Origin of the sequence: Brevundimonas sp. TWP2-3-4b2, from assembly GCF_049897345.1 — a bacterium.
Classification (GTDB): domain Bacteria; phylum Pseudomonadota; class Alphaproteobacteria; order Caulobacterales; family Caulobacteraceae; genus Brevundimonas.
Genome location: NZ_JAFCWB010000001.1, coordinates 149,966 through 170,252, shown reverse-complemented (window position 1 = coordinate 170,252; position 20,287 = coordinate 149,966). Strand labels below are relative to the sequence as shown.

Here is a 20,287-nt window from a genome sequence, read left to right as displayed (position 1 = left end):
TCAGGGCAGGAGGGGGCCGCCCGCGGCCCGTTTCGTGTCGATCTCGACCTGCACCTGTTCCAGGGCCCGGGCGCGGGCTTCGGCCGAGGCGTGGCGCAACTGCGGATAGCGGACGCGCCAGTTGTAGGCTCCGAAGCGGCGCCAGAAGGCCGGAGCGATCCGGGTCTCGTAACCGGCGCGGGCCGCCAGATACAGGCCGACCCTGTCGGCCTGGGTTTCCTTGTCGCCGGCACCGGTGATGGCCGTCGCGTCATTGGCCTGGCGTCCGGCCCCGCCCACGTCGCTCCAGTCGCGGTGTCTCAGCACATGGTGGGCCAGTTCATGGCCGAGGATCAGCGCCAGCTCGTCATCCGACCGGGTGAAGCCGGCCAGAGCCGTGCTGATGAACAGTCGCCGACCGTCAGCGCGGGCATTGAGCTCGTCGGACGGGTTCAGCTGGACGTCATAGCCGCACGCGCGATGGGGCTCGATCGTGACGCTCAGAGGCTGGCCGCTGCGGCGAATCTCGAGCCGGGTCACGCCGCCAGACAGGGCGCGGTCCAGAACGGCGACATTGGCGGCCAGACCCTCGAACGCGGGTGTGGCGCGGGTCGGACCAGCGTTCAGGGCGGTGCCGTTGGCGGCGAGGATCAGGTCCCCCTCACGCAGATCCGCATCCGCCGCGGCCGAACCCGCCGGCGCGGAGAGCACACCGGGCAGATCGCCTTCGAGACCGAAGCGCGACTGGACCAGGGGTCTCAGCTCGTTGCTGTACTGATTGGCGGAATGCAGGGCCCAGCCGGCCGACTGCCGGACGGCCGGACAAAGATCGACATTGGCCTCGGACAGCCGTTGAGCCACCCGGGCGACGCGCTGGTCCAGCGCCGTCAGCGTCGTCAGCCGTTGCGACGCCGCGTCTGCGACCCCGATGGTCAAGGCACCGCCTGCCGGAGCCTGTCCGCAGGCGACGAGGGTGCCAGCGGCGGCGAAGGCGAACGCGGCGGACAACAGACGGTTACGAGACAGCATGGCGCGGGTTCGATCGCCAGCATGGACAGCCGGCTCTCCCAGAGACAGGATCAGGGCGGCGCAGGCAACCGGATTTTGCGCGGCAGCCGGCCGTTGCAGTCCCCGCCCTTTTCGGTTCCTTAACGGCCATCAACCACCTTGGCCCTGCGGCGCATTCGCCGACCGGGACGGACCCCATGAGACTGGACGACAAGCGCATACTGGTTACCGGCGCGGACGGCTTCATCGGCTCGCATCTGGTCGAACGGCTGGTCCGGCGCGGTTGCGACGTACGCGCTTTTGTCCAGTACAACAGCCTGGGCGGGTGGGGCTGGCTGGACGACAGCCCGGCGGACATCCGCAAGGATCTGGACGTCTTCGCCGGCGACATTCGCGATCCGCACGGGGTGCGTACGGCCATGACCGGCTGCGACGTGGTGCTTCACCTCGCGGCCCTGATCGCCATTCCCTACAGCTATCACTCGCCCCAGACCTACGTTGAGACCAATGTTCTGGGCACACTGAATATCGTCCAGGCGGCGCGGGATCTGGGCGTCGAGCGGGTGGTCCACACCTCGACCAGCGAGGTCTACGGCACCGCCCGGTTCGTGCCGATCACCGAGGCCCATCCGCTGCAGGGTCAGTCGCCCTATTCGGCCAGCAAGATCGGCGCGGACCAGATCGCGCTGAGTTTTCATGCCGCCTTCGGGACGCCGGTGACGGTGATCCGGCCGTTCAACACCTATGGGCCGAGGCAGTCCGCGCGGGCGGTGATCCCGACCGTCATCACCCAGATCGCCGCCGGTGCGCGGGAGATCAAGCTCGGTGCCGTGCATCCGACCCGCGACTTCACCTTCGTCGCTGACACAGCCCGTGGCTTTGAGGCCCTGGCCGAGTGCGACGCCGCCGTGGGCCGGACGGTCAATGTCGGCAGCGAATTCGAGATCTCGATCGGCGACACGGCGCGCCAGATCATCGCCCTGATGGGCCGCGACGTCGCCATCGTCACCGATGACCAGCGCTTGCGCCCCGAGGCCAGCGAGGTCGAAAGACTGTGGGCCGACAGCCGCCTGATGCAGTCCCTGACCGGTTGGACCCCGGAGTACGGCGGCGGCGAGGGATTCGCGCACGGTCTGCGCCAGACCATCGACTGGTTCGGCGATCCCGCGAATCTCGCCCGCTACAAGGCCGATCGGTACGTGCTGTGAGTCTGCCCGATCAGGTCCTCGCGGCGGTGCGTGCGGCCCTGCCCGGGTCGGACGGCGGCGTGGCCCTGCATGAGCCCGAGTTCCGGGGGCAGGAGTGGACCTATCTGAAGGACTGCCTCGACACGGGCTGGGTCTCGTCCGTGGGAGCCTATGTCGACCGTATCGAACGCGACCTTGAGCGTATCACCGGCGCCGCCCACGCGATCGCCACCTCGAATGGTACCGCCGCGCTCGACATCTGCCTGCGCCTTGCCGGGGTTCAGGCGGGCGATGAGGTGCTGGTCCCGAGCCTGACCTTTGTCGCCACGGCCAACGCCGTCGCCTATCAGGGCGCGACGCCGCATTTCGTGGACTCCGAAGCCGTGACCCTGGGCGTCGATCCTGTGCGGCTTGAGGCCCATCTGCGGGAAACCGCGCGCGTCGACGGCGACGTCTGCGTCAACACGCGCACCGCAACCCCGATCCGGGCACTGATGGTCATGCACGTCTTTGGCCACCCCTGCGATCTGGATGGGCTGGCCGAGGTCGCGGCCCGCTGGAAGCTGGCGCTGGTCGAGGACGCCGCCGAGGGCCTGGGCTCCCGCTGGAACGGCCGGCACCTGGGGAATGTGGGGCGGGTCTCTGCGCTCAGCTTCAACGGCAACAAGATCGTCACCACGGGCGGAGGCGGGGCGATCCTGACCAACGATCCCGATCTGGCCCGGCGCGCCAAACACCTGACCACCACTGCGCGCCTGCCGCACAAATGGTCGTTCGTGCATGACGAGGTGGGCTGGAACTATCGCATGCCCAACCTCAACGCCGCCCTCGGCTGCGCCCAGCTGGAACGGTTGCCCGACATGATAGCGCGCAAGACACTGCTGGCGCAGCGCTATGCCGAAGTGTTCCGCGATGTGGAGGGCGCGCGTCTCCTGACCGCCCGGCTCGGTGCCGAGGTCAACCACTGGCTCAATGCCCTGATCCTCGACCGGCCTGACATGGCGATGCGCGACGCCCTGCTCGAAACCCTGAACGGCGAAGGTTTCATGGCCCGGCCGCTGTGGACGCTGATGCACCGCCTGCCGATGTATGCGGCCTGCCCCCGTGATGCCCTGCCGGTCGCCGAGGCGCTGGAAGCCAGCGTCATCAACCTGCCCAGCAGCGCCAAACTGGCGGACGTATGAGCGCGCGCCGCCGGATCTGCGTGATCACGGGAGGGCGGGCCGACTACGGCCTGCTGCAATGGGTGATGCACGACATCCGCGCGGCCGGGGATCTGGAACTGCAGCTGATCGCCACCGGTTCGCACCTTGAAGCCCGCTTCGGCATGACGGCCGACCAGATCGAGGCCGACGGTTTCCGCATCGACGCCCGCGTGCCGCTGGGTCTCGAGGCTGACGACCCGGGAGATATCGTGCGGGCCATGGCACGCTGCCTGACCGGCGTATCGGACGCGCTGGAGGCGCTGAAGCCTGACATCATGCTGATCCTGGGCGACAGGTATGAGATATTGGCGGCGGCGCAGGCAGCGCTGATCCACGGCGTTCCGATCGCCCATATCGCCGGCGGCGACACGACCGAAGGTGCCTTCGACGAAAGCATCCGCCACGCCCTGACCCAGTTGGCGCACATCCATCTGACCACCCACGAGACCTCCGCGCGGCGCGTCCGCCAGATGGGTGCGACGGCCGATCGGGTTCATGTCGTCGGCAGCCCCGGGCTGGATCAGTTGCGGCGGCAGCCGTTGCTGAGCCGGGCCGCGCTGGAGGCCGCGCTGGGCGGGCCGCTGGGCGAGCGCAACATCCTCGTGACCTTCCATCCGGTGACCCTGACTGCGGATCGGGGACAGGCGGATTTCAAGGCACTGCTGGCGGCGCTGGACGCCCTGCCGACGGACGTCGTGAAATGGATCACCCGCCCCAACGCAGATCCGGGTCATCGCGCGATCGAGGCAGAGCTTGACCACTGGAGTCGCGGCCGTGCCGATGTGCGAGTCTTCGCTTCTCTCGGCCAATTGCGCTACCTGTCGCTGATGGCCCAGGTCGATGCGGTGGTCGGCAACTCTTCCAGCGGACTGTATGAAGCGCCGTCGTTCGGCGTGCCGACGGTCGACATCGGCGACCGCCAGAAGGGCCGGCTGTCCGCCGCCTCGGTGATCCACTGTGTTGCCCGGACGGGTGCGATCCGCCAAGCTGTCGAACGGGCGTTGACCCTCGACTGCTCCAGCGTCGTCAATCCATATGGCGACGGTCTCAGTGCCCCGCGCATTGTCCAGATCCTGCGGCACGCGCCGCCCCGCGCCACCTTGCTGGCCCGGTCGTTCGATGAGCGCGTCGCATGAGCGACCGCGTCTTCATCATCGCCGAGGCGGGGGTCAACCACGACGGCTCGCTGGACGACGCCCGCCGCATGATCGATGTCGCCGCCGAGGCGGGGGCCGACGCGGTCAAATTCCAGACCTTTCAGGCTGAACAACTGGTCACCCGCCGTGCGGCCAAGGCAGCCTACCAGACACGCAACACCGGTGAGGACGGCGGCCAGTTTGCCATGCTCAAGGCCCTGGAGCTGGCGCATCAGGACCATCAGGCGTTGGCCGCCCATGCCGCCGCGCAGGGTGTGCGCTTCATGTCGACGGCCTTCGATCTCGACAGCCTGGCCTTTCTGTCTTCGCTGGGCATGCCCGCCATCAAGCTGCCGTCGGGCGACCTGACCTGGGGTCCCATGCTGCTGGCGGCCGCGCGGCTCGACCAGCCGCTGATCGTCTCGACCGGCATGGCGGACCTGGATGAGATCCGCGACGCCCTGTCGGTGATCGCCTTCGGCCTGACGCGGACGGACGTCCCGACGGGCAGGGCCGATCTGGCCGAGGCATTCGCCAGTCCGGCCGCCCGGGCGCGGCTGCGCGAGCGCGTCACCCTGCTGCACTGCACGACCGAATACCCCACGCCGCTGAAGGCTGTGAACCTGCGCGCCATGGATGTGATGGCCGAAACCTTCGGCCTGCCGGTCGGCTATTCCGACCACACGCTCGGGACCAGCGTGGCCATCGCCGCCGTCGCCCGCGGCGCGACAGTGATCGAGAAGCATTTCACCCTCGACCGCACCCGCCCGGGGCCGGATCACGCCGCCTCGCTGGAGCCGGTCGAACTGGCCGCGATGATCGCCGCCATCCGCGAGGTCGAGATCGCCCTCGGCCGCCCGATCAAGGCACCGGCGCCTGAGGAACTGGGCAACCGCGCCATCGCCCGCCGGAGCCTGGTCGCCGCCCGCCCGATCGCGGCGGGCGAGCCCCTGAGTCTCGACAACCTGACGGCCAAAAGGCCCGCCGACGGCGTCTCGCCCATGGAGGTCTGGCCGATGCTGGGCCGTCCGGCCGCGCGCGCCTATCAGGCCGACGAGGCGGTCGAGGCATGAGCGGCCGCCCCGTCATCGTTGTCGGCGCGGGGGGGCACGGCGCGGTGGTGGCTGACGCCCTGCTGGCGGAAGGCCGAACCGTTCTGGGCTTTGTGGACCCCAGGCCGGATAGCGCGATCGGTCTTCCCGGCCTCGACCTGCTGGGCTCTGACGACAACCTCGACCCTGAAGCCGGCTATGACCTCGCAAACGGAATCGGCGGGACCGGTGCCGGCGGAGACCGGGATCTGAGGCGGCGTGTGCAGGTGCGGCTGGAGGCAAGAGGCTTTCATTTCACCAGCGTGCGTCATCCCTCAGTGGTGGTTTCCCCGCATGCCGCCCTGGCCGTCGGGGTCCAGCTTCTGGCCCGCAGCGTGGTCCAGGCCGGCGCGCGGATCGAAGCCGGGGCGATCGTCAACACGGGCGTCATCATCGAACACGGCTGCCGTATCGGTGCCTTCACCCATTGCGCCAGCGGCGCCATCCTGTGCGGCGAAGTCGAAGTGGGCGAGGGCTCCCACATCGGTGCCGGTGCCGTTATTCGACAAGGCGTCAGGCTCGAGCCGGGTGTGGTGGTGGGTGCCGGCGCGGTGGTGCTTGAGGCGGGCGTGGGCGAGGGCATGCTGATCGGCGTACCGGCCAGGCGCAGGGGAATTGCATGAAGGCCAGGGAACGCGGGTGGATCGGATCGGCACCGCAGCGCGACCCTGCGCCTGACGATGCGGTCGAGGCAGATGCCGACGACGGGCAGGGGATACAGTGATGCGTCAGTGGGAAAAGGCGCTGATCGGGCCGGAGGCGACGTTCCGCGACGCCCTGATCTCGATCGACTCGACCGGAGCGGGCATCGCCCTGGTCGTCGACGGTGAGCGACGGCTTCTGGGTGCCCTGTCCGACGGTGACGTGCGCCGTGCCCTGATCAGGGGCGCGGGGATGGAGGACCGGGCCATCGGAGCTGCCAATGCGAAGCCCGTCTGCGCCGACGCCCATCAGGATCCGGCGGCGATGCTGGCGACGTTGCGGGCCCACAGCCTGCGTCAGTTGCCGATCCTCGATGACGGTCGCCGCGTGGTCGGCCTGGCTACGGTCGCGGATTTCCTCAACATCCCGGTGCGGACCAATCCGGTGATCATCATGGCCGGCGGCAAGGGCGAGCGACTGGCCGAACTGACCCGCGACACGCCCAAGCCGATGCTGACCGTCGGCTCGCGGCCGATCCTCGACACCATCGTCGGCAATCTGGCGGGGCAGGGGTTCCGGAACTTCTGGCTGGCCGTGAACTACAAGGCCGAACAGATCGAGGGCCATTTCGGCGATGGGTCGGGGCGTGGCCTCGACATCCGCTACCTGCGCGAGGAAAAGCCACTGGGGACCTGCGGCGCGCTCAGCCTGATGCCCCGGCCTGACGAACCCTGTGTGGTCACGAACGGGGATGTGCTTGCCAAGGTCGACTACAGCCATCTGCTGGACTCGCACCTTCAATCGGACGCCCTGGCCACCGTGGTGGTGCGCGACTACCAGATGCAGGTTCCGTTCGGGGTGGTGAACGCCAGCGGTGCCCGGGTGATCCGCATCGATGAGAAACCGACGCAGAGCTACATGATCAGCGCCGGCGTGTATGTCCTGTCGCCCGCGGTTCTGGACCTGATCCCCAGGGACGTCTTTTACGACATGCCCGCTCTGATCGCCGACATGATCGCGCGCGATCTTCCGGTCAGGCTTCAGCGCGCCGAGGGCTATTGGATGGATATCGGCCGTCCGCCCGATTATGCGCAGGCCAACGCGGACTTTGGAGCGGTGTTCGAAGGTTGAGCCGTGTGCGGAGTTCTTGTCCGCTCGCAGGTCGTCGCTGGGTGAACCAAATTCGTGCGGGCCATCTACAACAGCACGTCTGACAAGACGCGCGAGCGAATTCTCTGGTTTGTGGCCCGGACAAACGAAAAGGCCAGCGCAACGAAAATCGCTAACGCGATATCGTTGTGCTGGCCAGAACTGAACTTCAGGAAATCAGGCGCGAGATCGAAGAATGACGCGCCGGAAGTTTAAGTCAGTCGCTCTCGCTGTCGTCATCCGAGGCCACAATCACGGTGGCGACGATTACAGCGGCACCGATCAGCAGGACCGGGAGCGGAATGCCCGAGAACTCGCTGGAAGCCTCCGAAGATGCTCCAACGCGGTCACCAACGCGGACGACGGCGTTGTTGGATCCAGCGGCTGCGGCTTGGCCGGCCACCAGCAACAGACCCGCGGTTACAGCGGCAATGGTCTTACGCATGTAAGTTCTCCCCTACAGATTAATCCGAGCGATATCTGGTTCGCATCTATTTCGAGCTTATACGATTGGCGACCGGAGGAGGCAAGCGCAAAAAACAGTTGTGATTGCAACCTTAGAGAATATCTGCGCACGACTGCGACTTCGTCGCCGCCGAAAGCTGAGCAGGCCGACCGGTTCAGGGCCGGATGGGTCGGGTAAATTGGCTATCTGCGGCAGTTCCGTCTGCAGCTTGGCGGAAGCGCACACCCGTTCCGCGCGATAAAACGGGGTTAGCCTCCGCCTGCCGAAACGAGGGCGGGAAAGAACGTGTTTGCGCAAGTTGTGAGCCGTGGATGTCAACACGACAGCGCTAGTGTATTATAGGTCAGACCTTGAATAGAGCACGCGTGGCCCAGTCTTGTTGAAACACCTGCTGCCCAGCAAGCCGGGGACCGAGCCCCTGGCCGCAGCGTTAAAGGCCTGCCGCCCGCACTTTGTCTGGGCGGCGGTGTTTTCGGCCCTGGTGAATCTGCTGTATCTGACGCCGACGCTGTACATGATGCAGGTCTACGACCGCGTCGTCCCGACCGGCGGGCTGACCACGCTGGTTCTGGTCACGATCGTGGCCGTTTTCGCCCTTGCGGCCCTGGCGGCGCTGGACTGGTTGCGCGGCAGGCTCATGCTGCGGGCGGGACTGCGCCTCGACCGGCTGCTGTCGGGCAAGGTGCTGGCCCGGGTCGTCGACCTGCAGGCCAGGTCGCCGAACACCCAGGCCATGCGCGAATTCGATCACGTCCGGGGCGCGATCAGCGGCCAGGGCATGCTGGCGCTGTTCGACGCGCCCTGGACGCCGATCTATCTGCTGTGCTGCTTCCTGCTGCACCCGGCCATCGGGTTGCTGACCCTGGTCGGTGGCGGGGTCCTGTTCACCCTGGCGTGGATGAACGAGCGCGATACCCGGCCGCGTCTGAAAAAGGCCATGCAGTCGCAGAATTCCGCCTATGCCGCGCAGGAGGGAATTGCGAGCCAGTCAGAGGTCGTTCGCGCCCTCGGCATGCGGCAGTCGTCCATCGCGCGTCAGGTCACGCAACGCCGCCTGTCGACCGCGGCCCAGGCCGACGCCCTGCTGGCGGGCGGCCATTACTCCGGTGCGATCAAATTCCTGCGTCTCGTGCTTCAGTCCTCCGCGCTCGGGCTCGCGGCCTATCTGGCGGTCAAGAGCGAGATCTCGCCCGGCTCGATCATCGCCTCCTCGGTCCTGTTGAGCCGCGCCGTGGCACCGATCGAACTGCTGGTCGGGGTCTGGCCCAGCCTAGTTCAGGCGGTGAGTAGCTGGAAAACCCTGAACGACCTTTTCGTCAACACCGCCGCGGTCGAGCGCGAACGGATCATACTGCCCGACCCGTCCGGCAAGCTGCAGGTCGAGGGCGTGTCGGTGAAGTTTCCCGATACCGACCAGCCTCAGTTGAGGGGCGTGTCCTTCACCCTCACCCCCGGACAGACGCTGGGCGTCGTCGGAGCCAGCGGCTCCGGCAAGACCACACTCGCCCGTGTCATCGCCGGGGCGCTGCAACCCCAGTCCGGAGCCGTCCGGCTCGACGGCGCGGAATACGAGGCGCGCGAGGGGGACGATCTGGCGCGCTGGATCGGCTATCTGCCCCAGGTTCCCAGCCTGTTCGCCGGTTCGATCAAGGAGAACATCTCCCGTTTCGCGACATCCGCCGGGCTTGACCCTGAAGCCGCCGACGCGGGCGCGGTGAAGGCCGCGCTGGCGGCGGGCGCGCATGAACTGATCCAGCGTCTGCCGCAGGGCTATGACACCGTGCTGGGGCCCTCCGGCCAGGGGCTTTCGGCGGGACAGGCCCAGCGCGTCGCCTTGGCACGAGCGCTCTATAATGACCCCGTGCTGCTGGTGCTCGACGAGCCGAACTCCAACCTCGACCAGGAGGGCGAGGCGGCGCTGATGCAGGCGATCCTGGGGGCCGCCGCACGCGGCGCGGCGGTGGTGATCATCGCCCATCGGGCGGGTGTGCTGGCGCGCGTGGACCGTCTGCTGATGATGCGCGAGGGTGTCGTCCAGCTGGAAGGGCCGCGCGAGGAAGTGTTGGCGAAAATGCGGACCTCGGCCGGTCGGCCAAACGCGACGCCGGGCCCCGCGGGCGACAGGCCCGCCGAGGTGCCCGGACGCGCCGGTCATCCGGCGGGCACAGACCAGCGGCATCCACCTCAGCCACCGTCTGGCCTTCCAGCCTCCCGGCGCACGGAATGACAGACGCCGTCACGCCTCCGACATCCGCCCCCGGTGCCCCGCCCCCTCCAACGGAGACCGAGCAGGGCCTGGTCCCGGATACGCCGCGCCGCGAACTGGTGATCGGCGGCGGCATCATTGTCGTGTTCTTCGTCATTTTCCTGGGCTGGGCGGCCTTTGCGCCGCTGGATGCAGGGGCCTATGCGCAGGGCCAGATCGCCGTCATCGGCAACCGTCAGGCCGTGCAGCATCGCGAGGGCGGCGTGGTCAGCGCCCTGCACGTGGCCGAAGGCGATACGGTCCGGCGCGGCCAGATCCTGTTGCAACTGGCGTCGGGTGAGTTGCGGGCGACCGAGCGTGGCGTGGCCAGCCAGGTCTATGCCCTGATCGCCCAGAGAGCGCGCCTGACCGCAGAGCGGGATCGGCTCGGAGCCATTCCGGCCCCGCCCGAGTTCGCCGGTCTTACGGGAGACGATCTTGTTCTGGCGCGGGAGTCCTTGCGGATCCAGCAGTTGCAGTTCGGTGCCCGGCGGAGTGGCCGGTCGACGGAGACCGGGGTGCTGGGCCAGCGGGTCGCGCAGCTTGACGAACAGATCGAAGGCTATGAGCGGCAGATCGCCGCCAATGTCGAACAGCAGCGGCTGATCCAGGAGGAACTGACCGGCATGCGCAGCCTGGCGGATCAGGGCTATGCGCCCCTGACCCGCGTCCGCGCGCTGGAGCGGACAGCCGCGCAGCTGGACGGCGAGATGGGTTCGCTGCGGTCGCAGATCGCGCGTTCGCGCGAAGCGATCGGCGAGACCCGCCTGCAGGTTTCGGGCGTCGCCACCCGGATGAACGAGGATGTGGCCGACCAGCTGCGCCAGATCGACGTCCAGCTGAACGAATTGCGGCCGCGGATGCTGGAACTCAGGGCCCAGATTGCGCGCACCGAGGTCCGGGCACCGGCATCAGGCGAGATCGTGGGCCTGACCATCTTCACGGCGGGCGGGGTCATTCAGCCGGGGCAGACCCTGATGGAAGTCGTACCCCGCGACGCGTCCCAGGTCATCGTGGCCCAGGTCAACCCGAACGACGTCGACAACCTGCGCGTCGGGATGACGACCGAAGTGAGGTTCCCGGGTCTGCGCGAACGCAGTCCACCCAAGATCCAGGGACGGGTGACGCGGATTTCGGCCGACAGCTTCACCGTCGAGCAGACGGGATCGACCTATTACCGGGCCGAAATCGTGGTCCCGGCCTCTGAACTCAGGACCCTGGGACGGGCAGCGAATGCGCTGCGCCCCGGCGCACCGGTGGAGGTGATCATTCTGCTGCGGAAACGAACGGCGCTGGAATACCTGCTGGAACCCCTGACCAACAATCTCTGGCGGTCAGGCAGCGAGCAATAGGGACGTCAAGACGCGGGCATTCGAAAGCGCGCTGACCCGGACTTCGCGCGCATCCCCGCCCTGACGCTGAAGCAGATCGTTCGGGCTCACATACAGTCGCCACGTCGCTGTATTCGCGGGCGGCCGCAAAGTGGCGAACGACAGGGTCGCTTTTCGGGCCAATCAATCTAACGTGTGGGTAGCTGACACACGCCTTCTGCACGTGGCAAGGGTGAGGGTGTCATTCTGCTGGAGCACCGTGATGCCTGTTCGATTTTCCATGCAACGGACGAACTTCGCCGTCGAACAGTTCAACGGTCGGGACGACGGCGTTATGGCGTCTCGGTCAACGAGCGTGGACCACATCAGCGGCAGCAGCATCGGTGGTTGCGGCTGCCCCGGTTGCATGAGCGACGACAAGGGTCTGTCCATTTACGTGGACCTGCGCGGCGGGGGGGCGGTTGCCAACGGCAAGCCTTCGCTCGATGTCTTGGAGGCGGCGGTGCAACTCACCCGCGGTATTGCAGGCTGGGGGCCCCTCGGACAGGCCACGACGGTCACCTATGCGTTCAGGTCGAGCGCTAGCACGCTGCCGAACAATGTTTCGGGCTTCACGAATTTCACGACAGTCCAGATCCAGGCCACCCTGACGGCACTCCAGTCATGGTCCGACGTCGCCGGCATCGTTTTCCAGCGTCAGGATGATGGGGCTGGTTATTCAAACAACGCCACCATGCTGTTCGGGAACTATTCCAGCGGGCAGGCCGGCGCTGCTGCGTTCGCTTACACACCCGGGACGAGGGCGGAGGCAGGAGATGTCTGGATCAACATCTCGCTAAACAACAACAGCAACTCACTGCCCTTGTGGGGTTACGGTCAGCTGACCCTCGTTCACGAGATCGGCCACGCGATCGGACTGCGGCATCCGTCCGACTATAACGCGGCAGAAGGCGTCAGCATCACCTATGCGGCCGACGCGACCTATGCCGAGGACTCCAACCAGTACACTGTGATGAGCTATTTCCGGGAGACCTTGACCGGTGCCTCATATGGGGCGGGCCGGTATGCGGCGGCTCCCCTTCTCGATGACATCGCGGCCGCCCAGCGGCTTTACGGTGCCAATATGTCGACGCGGACGGGAGACACGACCTACGGCTTCAATTCGACGGCAGACCGGGCCTGGTTCAGTGCCACCCTGTCCGCAGCGACACCGATCTTTGCCGTCTGGGACGCCGGCGGGGTCGATACGTTCGACTTCTCCGGCTACAACACGACACAGCTGATCGACCTGCGCCAGGGGGCCTTCTCCAATCTGGGCACCCTGATCGGCAATGTCTCCATCGCCATCGGCGCGGTGATCGAGAATGCGATCGGCGGTGCCGGCAATGACACCATCTATGGCAACAGCGCGGACAACCGCATTACGCCGGGTGGCGGAAACAACCAGGTGGACGGGGGGCTGGGGACCGACACGCTGGTCTTCAGTGGTGCCCGCTCATCCTACACCATCACCATCACCGGCCGGGAGGGCTTCATTACCGGCCCGGAGGGGACGACGCGCTTCCTGAACGTCGAGTCTCTCGTGTTTTCGGACATGACCATCGCAGCCCCGGCGGGGACCGGCGCGCTGACGCTCTCCGGCGATATGACCAACGACACAATCGACGGCTCGGAGTTTGGAGACACCCTCTCCGGCGGCGGCGGCGACGATGTGATCAACGGTCTGGCTGGAAGCGATCAGCTCACGGGCGGTCGGGGCAACGACACCCTGAACGGCGGTAGTGGTGACGATCTGCTCTACATCGACCAGGGCAACGATATCATCGCAGGGGGCGAGGGCGTCGATACGCTCGACGCCAGTGCGGCGCGGGGCGGACTGCGAATCGACCTGCAACTGGGGACAGTCTCCCGCGGCGGAATGGGCACCGACAGCGTCTCGGGCCTTGAACGGGTTATCGGGTCGCGGTTCAACGATGTGATCGTCGGGGGTGCCGAAGACAACTATCTGGCTGCAAACGGCGGCAACGATATACTGCGCGGTGGGGGCGGAAACGACGAGCTCGTCGCCTCGGCGGCCAATTCCGGCGGTGGGGTTGACGTGCTCAAGCTGTTTGACGAGGCCAACAGCTCAATCGCCAGCGCCGTGTCCCTCGATGGTGCATTCGCCAGGTTGCCGCGTGACGGCGTTCTCGATGCCGAGGTCACGCCGCACGCCACGGTCGTCGCCGAGACTCATGGTGGGCTCGAATACTACGCCTTCACCGTTGGCGCGAACACGGCCGTCACCTTCGATATCGATGGTGCGTCCTTCGACTCCACCCTGCGGATCTTCAACGCCGCCGGGACGGAACTGGCTGACAATGACGACGCCCAGTATACCGGCGACAAGGGCCCGGCGACCGACTCCTTGCTCACGTTCACCTTCGCGCAGGCGGGGACCTACTATGTGCAGGTCGGGCAATACGCGTCGGCAGGCGCGACCGGGTATGCCACCACGCCGGCACCGCCGGGACTGACCTATACGCTTCACATCTCGGTTCCGGGTCATGCGATCCAGCCCACCACCCTGCTCGGCTCGCAGCTCTTCGGCGATGCCGGTGACGACATTCTGAGGTCCAGCCTGGGCAGCGATGTTCTGGACGGCGGAATCGGCACGGACACGGCCGTCTTCGCGGGCAATCGCGCCAGTTACACCGTCACGGTTTCCGGCGGTGTCACGACGGTTTCCAATGCCGAGGGCACCGACACCGTGACCAATGTGGAACGGCTGCAGTTCGCGGATATGGTGACCAATGCAGCGGGCGTCGTTGAGGGCTTGCCGATCAACGGCACGGCCAGTGCGGACACCCTGAACGGCACGGCCGGTGATGATGTCATCAACGGGCTTGACGGCAATGACGTCATCAATGGTCTGGGCGGCAACGACACGATTGACGGCGGAGCCGGAACCGATACGGCCGTGTTCTCTGGTACCATGGCCGGCTCCACGCGATCGACCAACGGTGCCGTCACCACTGTGGCGGGCCCGGATGGTACGGATAGCCTGACCAACGTAGAGCGGATGCAGTTCTCGGACGGCACGCTGATCGTGGGTGCCGGGGGCGGCCAGTATTTTGCGGGTACGGCTAACGCGGACTCGATCACAGGCACGGCGTTCAACGACCAGATCGACGCGGGTGGCAGCGACGACCTCCTGATCGGCGGCGCGGGCAACGACTCTATCGATGGCGGCAGCGGTTCTGACACCGCCGTTTATGCGGGTGCCCGTTCGGCTTACACGCTGAGCACTGCGGCCGGAGTCACGACCGTCTCGGGCGCCGATGGTGTCGATGCGCTTGTTAACGTGGAGCGCCTGCAGTTCTCTGACGGCTATTACACTGTCGCTGGCGAGGTGATCGTCAACACTGTCAACGGCAGTCCCGCCGGCGAGACGCTTACTGGCGGGCTGGGTGTCGACGTCATTAACGGAGCAGCGGGCAACGACGTCATCAATGGTCTGGGCGGTGACGATCGGCTAAGCGGCGGAGCCGGATCGGATACGATCAATGGTGGCGAGGGTATCGACACCCTTGTACTCTCGGGCCCGGCCAGCAGCTATTTCTTCCAGGCCATCGAAGGCGGGTGGAGAGTCTATGACGGTGCCCAGGACGTGGACACTGTCACCGGCGTGGAGCAGGTTCAGTTCGGCGTTGGTGCCGCAGTTTCGATCGGTGCAGCGGCGGCGAGCGGCTTCGACGCCTATCGCTACATGGCAGGCTATTCCGATCTGCTCGGTGCGTTCCGCGGGTCGCCGCAGGAGGCGTATCGTCACTATGTTGTTGCGGGTCAGAGCGAGGGCCGTTCAGCCACACAGTTCAACGCGCTCCGGTATGTCGCCAGCAATCCGGATCTCATCCCCACGCTGGGGACCAATGAGCGGCTGGCCTCCGAACACTTTGTGACGACGGGATCCCTGGCCGGCCGATCAGCGACAAGTTTCGATCCGCTGATTTATTCCGCGAGCAATACTGACCTCGCCCAGGTCTTTGGAATGAATCAGACGGCGCTCACCCAGCACTTCCTCGGGACGGGATATGCGGAAGGCCGCTTCACGGCGAGTTTCGATCCGCTGATCTACCTGGCGAGCAATCCGACGTTGGCCCGGCAGTACGGCGACGATCCGGTAGCGGGTGTGACCCATTACATCACGACCGGTCTGGCTGAGGGACGTCCGACCACCGGATTCGACCCGCGGCTCTATCTTGCGTCGCACACGGACCTGCTGGCGGTCTTTGGCAACAACCCGGTGCAAGCCCTGCATCACTATTTGATCGCGGGGGCTGATGCCGGGCGCGCTGTCACTGGATTCGACGCCCTGCGATATCTTGCATCCAACCTGGATCTGGCGCTGACCTTCGGAATGAACGCCGACAGGGGGCTCGAACATTTCCTGATCGCCGGCCTGCCGGAAGGCCGGAGCACGACGGGCTTCGATCCTCTGATCTACATCGCATCGCATGCTGATCTGACGGTCGCTTTCGGCACGAACAGCCAGGCCGGCCTGGAGCATTATCTGACGGTCGGCGCTGCTCAGGGGCGAGCGACCACCGGCTTCGACCCGCTGGCGTACGCTGCGGCCAGCAGCGACCTGGCGTCGGTGTTTGGAATGGACGTCGCAGCGGCGGTCCAGCACTATCTGACGACAGGGTTTGCAGAAGGCAGGCAAACCTCGGGCTTCGACGCGGTCGCCTACCTGCTCAGCAACAGCGATCTGGCTAACTTCACACCCGCTCAGGCGCGCGAGCACTGGCTTATCGCGGGTGCGGACGAAGGCCGTTCGGGAGACTCCCTGTTCGGTCGGGAGCAAGGATCCGATCACCTTCTGGTCACTTCGAAGACGAGCCAGCTCAACGCGATCGGTGATCGCGACTGGTTCCAGTTCTCGGGCAACGCCGGCGAACAGCTGATACTTGACCTGGAGGGCATGGGCGCGGGCCTTGGAACACTTCAGGACGGTCTGCTGCGGATCTACGACGCTCGCGGCAACCTGCTGGCGAAAGATGACAATAGCGGTCCTGCCAGCGACGCCCGGATCAGCTTCACTGTGCCAGCATCGGGCGTCTACTATGTGGTGGTCTCAAGTTCGGCCTCGGGGGCCGGCACCTACCAACTCAACATTTCCGGTGCCCAATCGATTTCGCCGGAGTCTTCGAAAGCCTTCAGCGGGCCGCAGGTTCTGCCCATCGCGACGAGCGACATAGCCAAGGATGACGAACCTCAGGTTCTTCCGGGCGAGACCCTGCGTCCCGCAGGCGACAGGCCCGGACCGGCAGACTTCACACCGCTTCACGGCAATACCGCAGAGAGGCATCATCTGTACGAGGTTCCGGCGAACGAAGGCTATCTCGTCGCCGCATGGATGGATCAAGGGGGATCGTCTGAGGTCTTCCCAACGGTCGACGATGGTTTCGCCCTGACGGCGAAATTTGATGACCTGCCACCCGTCATGCCGCAGCTCCCGAATGACTTCGACCTCGGGGCCGGCACCTTCCAACTCAACATTTCCGGTGCCCGATCGATTTCGCTGGAAGCTTCGCAGGCCTTCAGCGGGCAGCAGGGTCTGCCCATCGCGACGAGCGACATAGCCAAGGAAGACGGACCTCAGGTTCTTCCGGGCGAGACCCTGCGTCCCGCAGGCGACAGGCCCGGACCGGCAGACTTCACACCGCTTCACGGCAATACCGCAGAGAGGCATCATCTGTACGAGGTTCCGGCGGACGAAGGCTATCTGGTCGCCGCATGGATGGATCAAGGGGGATCGTCTGAGGTCTTCCCAACGGTCGACGATGGCTTCGTCCTGACGGCGAAATTTGATGACCTGCCGCCCGTCATGCCGGAGCTCACGAATGGCTTCGACCTCGGGGCTGTCTCCCTCACAGAGATGGAGTTTGCCCGGGACATCCTGATGTCACTGCCCCAGGAGAACCCGCTCACCTCTTCCGAGGAAGGCCTGACACTGCTGGATCACTGGTCGGTGATGGGTGCTCCTTCCAAGTATGACGCTTTTGGATGACCGGCGCGTCCGTGGCGTGGGCGTCCGAATAGTGCGGCGGGCGTAGTCCGGCTTGTTCGGCAATGTGCAGGCTTGTGCGGCCTCACCCGTTGCCGCAACCGGGATCCGACGCTCTGTTTGAGAGCGAACCCGCCCCGGCGCGTTCGCTCAATCACATCCTGGCGGCGGGCCGGCAGCTCCGGGAGATCCTTGCCGCCATGCCGTTGGCGGAGACCGGGCAGGGTGGCCGAGACACTCTGTCGGTCGGGCCACGCCTGCGCCGTGGCTTGCCTGTCAGCGGGGAACCGGCGCCACCGGCTGGAACGCATTCGCCGTCAATCAACGAGCCGGTGCTCCGGAAGCCTCATCATCGCCCTTCTGAAGACACAGGTCCGTTGCTATAGGGGTAGGTCGGGGAAGCACCAGAGTGGCGTCCGCGCAGACCTTCAGCGCGTGTCAGAATACGATGATCTCAAAGTTGTTCCGAGCCCGAACCAAAGTGACGGTACCCAACGCGCCGGCTGTTCCGCCAGGGACGGTGGTCTGGGCCGTAGGCGATATTCACGGCCGCCTTGATCTCCTTCTGCCCCTGGTGGAAGCGATCACAGCAGATCTTCACGCCAGCGTCTCTGAGCGAAAAGTGGTCATCTTCCTGGGTGACTACATCGACCGTGGCCCGGACTCCCGCGGCGTGCTCCGGCTGCTCGCCGGACTCTCCCCGTCCGAGGGCATTGAATGGCGGTTCCTGAAAGGCAACCACGAGCAGGCGATGCTCGATTTCCTCGCCGACCCCACCAAGGGTTCACGCTGGTGCGAGTACGGCGGTGACCGTGCGCTGCGCTCCTACGGACTGTGCGCTCCCGAAATGGCGCATCGGGCGGACGCTTGGGGCCGGGTGGCGGCTGACCTGCGGCACAAGCTGGAGGCGCCTGAAATGACCTTCCTTCAGACTCTCGAACTCAGTGTGACCGTCGGTGACTATTTCTTCTCCCACGCCGGAGCGCGTCCGGGACTGGCGCTGTCCCGGCAGTCCCCGCAGGATTTGATGTGGATCCGCCAACCCTTTCTGGAGAGCCCGGCGGAGTTCGAATGCGTGATCGTGCATGGCCATACGCCGGCAACAGGAGTGCATGCGGATCATCGCCGCATTGGCATTGACACCAAGGCCTATGACTCAGGGGTTTTGAGCGCCGTGAGGCTGGACGGGTGTGAGCGGAGCCTCCTTCAGTCCATCGGGCCAAGGCGTGGACCCGGACCCCGGTGCGAGGTTGAACAATACCTTCCGACCGGGGGCACGGGCGTGGTCGTTCGTGCCGAGCGACTTAGCCCCTCGGCGGCTGATTCCGACGCCGTCGGGTAGTCCCTTCGGCCGCGGCCCGTGAGCCCTCGGTCTTCAACGGGCGCGCTGCGATGATGATGGCGGCCGGCCAATTCCGTCCGCTGACCGGTGCTTTCAACGCGCGGGGTCGGATCGCCGGGCCAGTTCGAGCACGCCGCAACACAGCGCAAAGACGACAGCCAGCGTGGCGGTCCGGAGCGGATAGTCGGCGAGGGAGTGCAGGACCAGAACGCCGACGCCGATGCTGGCCGCGCGCTGAAGATCCCCTTCCCTGGAGGGTGGAGATTTCCAGGCGCTCCACGAACGCCGGAAATACCAGACGAGGAAGGCCAGGACCAGGCCGATGCCCAGCCAGCCGGCCTCAAGCCATGTCTCCAGATACTCGTTGTGAGCCTGGTTGAAGAAGGTGCTGTCCAACTGTTCCAGAGGTTCGACCGAACGATAGACGGCGTCGAAACTGCCGATACCGGAACCGAGAGGAAGGTAAGTCTGGGCTGTCTCCGCAACCAGCGGCCAGCGCTCGAAGCGGCCCTCGGGAGCCCCCTGGGTATCAAACCGGTCCAGGATCGAGGGCAGCGCCAACACCGCGACGGCCGTCAGCGCCGCGCCGATCAGGCCCACGGGCACCAGGAGCCGTAGACCGGGGCGTCCTCGTCCTGCCGCGATCCAGGCGGCCATCAGGCTGGCTACCATAACCGGGGCGAACAGGATGATCCCTGCCCGCGACCGGATCGCGGCAAGGGCTACAATCACCAGACCCGTGAACAGGGCTCCCAACCACAGGGCCGTGGTTTGGGGATTGCGTCGTCTCAGGGCCGCGGCCCCGAGCGTGATGGCGAAGGGTACGGTGACCAGGAGGGAAGACGCGAAATGGTTGCGGTTGGCGAAGAGGCCATTGACCGAGCCTGCGCGCGTGCCGTTCCAAGCGTAAAGACCGCTTCCGCCAGTAGCCAGCTGGGCGGAGCCGAGGCAGATTCCCAAGATTGCTGCGGCGATGCAAAACCGGGCAAGCCGCTCTCGCTGGTCAGTGGACGCCGACAGCATAGCGAGAAAAAGGGCCGCAGGAGGCGCAAGCGCCAGGGCCGACCGCCAGGTGTGTTCGGGCGCAAGGCTGAACGGACTCCAGCCCGGCTCGATTCCGGCGAGTTCCAGCGCAATCACCATCTGGTCTCTGCCGGGCAGTCCAGTCCAAATCCACGGGGGGAGCGGGAGCAGCTGGGTCAGCGGGATGGCGACCACTGCCGCCAGCAGGCCCAGCGCCATACGATGCTCACGCCACAGACCGGTTTTGACGAGACGGTTGGCGGCGAGCACCAGAAGCGGGAGGGCAGCCAGCTCTACGAGCGCCAGACGCAGCGCGTGCTCGCGACTGGCCCCGCCGAACACAAAAGAAAAGACCAGCAGTATAACTGCCGCAATTGCGACAGCATCCCAATGGTCCCTGAAATTCTTTCTTGGCACGCGCTACCTCAATACGA

General features: G+C 65.9%; 13 protein-coding genes. 10 read left to right on the top strand and 3 right to left on the bottom strand.

The window, feature by feature from the left end:
- Positions 1-1,008, bottom strand: a complete 1,008-nt coding sequence (locus tag ACP7AS_RS00765; RefSeq protein WP_426026918.1) for a M48 family metalloprotease — start codon at positions 1,006-1,008, stop codon at positions 1-3.
- Positions 1,009-1,184: 176 nt separating this feature from the next.
- On the opposite strand from ACP7AS_RS00765, the gene ACP7AS_RS00760 reads away from it, so the two are divergent.
- The 6 genes from ACP7AS_RS00760 (at position 1,185) to ACP7AS_RS00735 (ending at position 7,379) form a co-directional block, all read left to right on the top strand.
- Positions 1,185-2,195, top strand: coding sequence for an NAD-dependent 4,6-dehydratase LegB (locus ACP7AS_RS00760; protein WP_426026917.1), 1,011 nt, complete (start codon positions 1,185-1,187; stop codon positions 2,193-2,195).
- Positions 2,192-3,358 (top strand): LegC family aminotransferase, encoded by a 1,167-nt coding sequence (locus tag ACP7AS_RS00755; RefSeq protein WP_426026916.1) that lies wholly within the window; start codon positions 2,192-2,194, stop codon positions 3,356-3,358. Before ACP7AS_RS00760 ends, ACP7AS_RS00755 begins: the two co-directional genes overlap by 4 nt.
- Positions 3,355-4,515, top strand: coding sequence for a UDP-N-acetylglucosamine 2-epimerase (neuC, locus tag ACP7AS_RS00750; protein WP_426026915.1), 1,161 nt, complete (start codon positions 3,355-3,357; stop codon positions 4,513-4,515). The genes ACP7AS_RS00755 and neuC overlap by 4 nt, the downstream gene beginning before the upstream one ends.
- A complete protein-coding gene (neuB, locus tag ACP7AS_RS00745) occupies positions 4,512-5,588 on the top strand; it encodes an N-acetylneuraminate synthase (RefSeq protein WP_426026914.1) in 1,077 nt (358 codons plus the stop codon). Before neuC ends, neuB begins: the two co-directional genes overlap by 4 nt.
- Entirely contained in the window at positions 5,585-6,229 is a 645-nt protein-coding gene (locus ACP7AS_RS00740; RefSeq protein WP_426026913.1) for a NeuD/PglB/VioB family sugar acetyltransferase, read from the top strand. The genes neuB and ACP7AS_RS00740 overlap by 4 nt, the downstream gene beginning before the upstream one ends.
- Positions 6,230-6,329: 100 nt before the next feature.
- Positions 6,330-7,379, top strand: coding sequence for a nucleotidyltransferase family protein (locus ACP7AS_RS00735; RefSeq protein ID WP_426026912.1), 1,050 nt, complete (start codon positions 6,330-6,332; stop codon positions 7,377-7,379).
- 235 nt (positions 7,380-7,614) lie between these two features.
- On the opposite strand, the gene ACP7AS_RS00730 is transcribed toward ACP7AS_RS00735, so the two are convergent.
- A complete protein-coding gene (locus ACP7AS_RS00730) occupies positions 7,615-7,842 on the bottom strand; it encodes a hypothetical protein (RefSeq protein WP_426026911.1) in 228 nt (75 codons plus the stop codon).
- 397 nt (positions 7,843-8,239) lie between these two features.
- Between ACP7AS_RS00730 and ACP7AS_RS00725 the strand changes: the two genes are divergently transcribed.
- The 4 genes from ACP7AS_RS00725 (at position 8,240) to ACP7AS_RS00710 (ending at position 18,830) form a co-directional block, all read left to right on the top strand.
- Positions 8,240-10,090 (top strand): type I secretion system permease/ATPase, encoded by a 1,851-nt coding sequence (locus ACP7AS_RS00725; protein ID WP_426026910.1) that lies wholly within the window; start codon positions 8,240-8,242, stop codon positions 10,088-10,090.
- Positions 10,087-11,460, top strand: coding sequence for an HlyD family type I secretion periplasmic adaptor subunit (locus ACP7AS_RS00720; protein WP_426026909.1), 1,374 nt, complete (start codon positions 10,087-10,089; stop codon positions 11,458-11,460). The genes ACP7AS_RS00725 and ACP7AS_RS00720 overlap by 4 nt, the downstream gene beginning before the upstream one ends.
- 241 nt (positions 11,461-11,701) lie before the next feature.
- Entirely contained in the window at positions 11,702-17,491 is a 5,790-nt protein-coding gene (locus ACP7AS_RS00715) for a M10 family metallopeptidase C-terminal domain-containing protein (RefSeq protein WP_426026908.1), read from the top strand.
- Positions 17,492-17,897: 406 nt separating this feature from the next.
- Entirely contained in the window at positions 17,898-18,830 is a 933-nt protein-coding gene (locus tag ACP7AS_RS00710) for a metallophosphoesterase family protein (protein ID WP_426026907.1), read from the top strand.
- Positions 18,831-18,923: 93 nt separating this feature from the next.
- Here the strand turns inward: ACP7AS_RS00710 and ACP7AS_RS00705 are convergent, their stop codons facing one another.
- Entirely contained in the window at positions 18,924-20,270 is a 1,347-nt protein-coding gene (locus ACP7AS_RS00705; protein ID WP_426026906.1) for an O-antigen ligase family protein, read from the bottom strand.
- Positions 20,271-20,287 lie beyond the last annotated feature (17 nt).